The sequence below is a fragment of the Clostridium chromiireducens genome, assembly GCF_002029255.1.
Lineage (GTDB): Bacteria > Bacillota > Clostridia > Clostridiales > Clostridiaceae > Clostridium > Clostridium chromiireducens.
The window spans coordinates 1-3604 of sequence record NZ_MZGT01000152.1 but is presented as its reverse complement, the minus strand read 5'-3'; the positions used below and the strand labels follow the sequence as shown (position 1 = coordinate 3604).

2 protein-coding genes are annotated in these 3604 nt (G+C 30.5%); one reads left to right on the top strand and one right to left on the bottom strand.

Features of this window, described 5'->3' with window-relative positions; translation table 11 throughout:
• Positions 1-184: 184 nt before the first annotated feature.
• Positions 185-1780, top strand: a complete 1596-nt coding sequence (locus tag CLCHR_RS23965; RefSeq protein WP_079442448.1) for a peptide chain release factor 3 — start codon at positions 185-187, stop codon at positions 1778-1780.
• A 681-nt stretch (positions 1781-2461) separates the two neighbouring features.
• Here the strand turns inward: CLCHR_RS23965 and CLCHR_RS23960 are convergent.
• A complete protein-coding gene (locus tag CLCHR_RS23960; protein ID WP_079442447.1) occupies positions 2462-3532 on the bottom strand; it encodes a GGDEF domain-containing protein in 1071 nt (356 codons plus the stop codon).
• Positions 3533-3604 lie beyond the last annotated feature (72 nt).

Here is a 3604-nt window from a genome sequence, read left to right as displayed (position 1 = left end):
ATATAATCCATATGATATAATAATTTAGTTAATTAAGAAAATATAATATAAATAATATGCAGTTTGTAAATAGTAATATATAAATAGGAGTAAGTTGTACTGAAAATTTACAATTTATTAATGATATGCCGATTTATATCTTAAAAATAAATTTATAAGGATAGTTTAATAGGAGGGCTTAGATTTGGCTGATTATATAAAAGAAATTGAAAAAAGAAGAACATTTGCGATTATTTCTCACCCTGATGCAGGTAAAACCACACTTACAGAAAAGTTCTTATTATATGGTGGAGCTATTAGACTTGCAGGTTCTGTTAAGGCTAGAAAAGCATCTAAACATGCAGTTTCTGACTGGATGGAAATTGAAAAACAAAGAGGTATCTCAGTTACTTCTTCAGTTATGCAATTTAACTATAATAATCACTGTATTAACATATTAGATACGCCAGGTCACCAAGACTTCTCAGAAGATACATATAGAACTCTTATGGCGGCAGATTCAGCAGTTATGGTTGTGGATGCGGCTAAGGGTATAGAAGATCAAACAAGAAAGTTATTCCATGTTGCTTCTTTAAGGGAAATGCCTATTTTCACATTTATAAATAAAATGGATAGGGAAGCTAAGGATCCATTTCAATTACTTGAGGACATTGAAAGTGAACTTGGAATTAAAACTTACCCAATGAATTGGCCAATTGGTTCAGGTAAGGAATTTAAAGGTGTATATGAAAGAGATAATAATAGAATAATAGCTTTTAATGGTGGAAATCATGGTCAAAATGAAGTTGAATCCATAGAAGGTTCAGCGGATGATCCTAAATTTAGAGAAATATTAGGAGAAGTATTACACGACAAATTGATGGAAGACATTGAACTTTTAGATATTGCTGGTGATGATTTAGATTTAGAGGCTGTAAGAAAAGGAGAACTAACTCCAGTATTTTTTGGATCAGCGTTAACAAATTTTGGTGTAGAACCATTCTTAGAGCATTTCTTGGAAATGACTACAGCACCACTTGCAAGAAACTCTACAGTTGGAACTATTGACCCATTTGAAGATAAATTTTCTGCTTTCGTATTTAAGATACAAGCAAATATGAATAAGGCTCACAGAGATAGAATTGCATTTATGAGAATTTGTTCAGGTAAGTTTAATAAAGGTGAAGATGTATATCATGTTCAAGGCGAAAAGAAGATTAAATTAGCTCAACCACAACAATTTATGGCTCAAGATAGAGAAATAGTTGAAGAGGCATATGCAGGAGATATAATTGGTGTATTTGATCCAGGTATATTCTCAATTGGTGATACTTTATGTACAGCATCAAAGAAATTTAAATTTGAAGGAATTCCGACTTTTGCGCCAGAACATTTCGCAAGAGTAAGACCAGTAGATACTATGAAGAGAAAACAATTCATAAAAGGTGTTACTCAAATAGCGCAAGAAGGAGCAATCCAAGTATTTAAAGAAACTCACATAGGTATGGAAGAAATAATAGTTGGAGTTGTTGGTGTACTTCAATTTGAAGTTCTAGAATATAGATTAAACAGTGAATATAATGTTGATATAAAAATGGATAGACTATCTTATAGATATGTAAGATGGATAGAAAATAAAGATATCGATATGGATTCATTAAACTTAACTTCAGATACTAAGAAAGTTAAAGACTTTAAAGATAGAAACTTACTTATATTCCAAAATGATTGGGGTATAAGCTGGGCACTAGATCATAATAAAGGATTAATTTTATCTGGTGTAGGAAAGAGTGAAGAATAATATAAATGTATTGTGTAGCGCTTAAAGTGAAGCAATGAACAACCGAAATAGAATACATATATGTTCCGCAGGACTGTGAAAAATTTCACTGGGAATATCTAACTGGAAAGTTGCACCACTTCTGCGTGTTCCTGTGACAAGCACAGGACAAGCAAAAGTGGAACAACTTCCCACTAAGATATTCCAACAGCTTATTTTTCAATGCCTGACTCCACATATATGTATTCTATTTCTTTGTTTTGCTATCATTATAAGAGTTTCACAGATCCTATTCCAACTTTATATGTTTCTTGTATATAGGATGATATAAATTGTTTTGAAGACTATAAATCTTATTAATTAATGGTATTGATAACTAGAGAAATATAAAAATACTTGCTTAAATATGATTCACTTTATGTTTATACTAAACTAGAAATGGAATAAATGTTTTTGCGCAGTGTTCATTAGAAGATTTCGCTGGCTGTGATTCTAGATTATAAGTTGTTCCAAATGTGCTTGTTCAAGGCTTAGCCCTTGAAGCAAGCACTTTGGGAACAACTTATAATCTTAGAATCACCCAGCAAAATCTTCAAAGAACCGAAGCAAACACATTTGTTCCATTTCGTTTTTTGCCAGTAAACTTAAAGTATCATCATATAGCAAGTATTTTTATATTTCGGATGCTTCGCAATACCTTTATTAACAAACTTTATTTCTTCCTGTTCGTTTAGCTGAATATAAAGAATCATCAGCTTGGTTTAATAAGGTGTTTATATCCTTTGTTATATCAGGGTAAGAACTTACACCAATTGAAACAGTTATTTTAACAGTAACGTAGCCATTAATTAGAAAAATATTATTTTGTACATTTCGTCTTATTTTTTCGGCAATTTCCATAGCGTGACTATAATTGCAATCAAGAAGAATTGCAGTGAATTCTTCGCCGCCATTTCTTGAAACTATATCAAAGGTTCTACAGGAATCAACTAGAATTCTACTTAGTTGTTTCAAGACTAAATCTCCAGCCGGATGGCCATAAGTATCGTTAATATGTTTAAAATAATCAATGTCTATCATGAGCATTGACAAATTTTCTTTTCTTTCCAAGGCATTATCAATAACTCTATTTAGAATACTATCAAATTCCCTGGCATTATTAAGTCCTGTCAGAAAATCCTTTTTTGACTCAAACTTCAGCTTACGATATGTTTCATTAGTTTTGGTCATATGATCTAAGATGTAATAAACTATAACAGATAATACTACTATGGAAAATATAAAACTTCCAAGGACAGATAAAACAAGGTGGAAGTCTCTCAATACTAAGGAAATCCATATTATTGAAGATACTATGCTGAGGATAGTCATATAAGTATATTTTTTGAAAAAGGTCATATCATATTTTGACAAAAGGCTAAAGCATACTAATAGCACTATCATATTAATAGATGCGACTAAGGAAGAATAATTAATTCCTAAAATAGCAAGCCTAAATAATATTATTATAAAAACACTTATGAAAGCTGATATAAAACCTCCATATAGGGAGGCAATCATCACAGATATAACTCTGAAATCTATTATAGTATTATTCGATAAGTTAATACCATAAAATATAAGAGCGCACCCAGATAAGCCAGTTAATAAACCAAGAGAGAGTTTGATTTTGATTTTAGTATTTGTATTAAGCTCTTCTTCTCTTAATAGTTGACTTACTAAATATATGAAAGATATAAGCATTGTAGCATTAACAAATAATGATCTAAGCATAAGTCTTCCTCCTAATTAAAGAATTTGAGCATTATATAGTTTAAAATTAAATATATATTTATTATTATATAT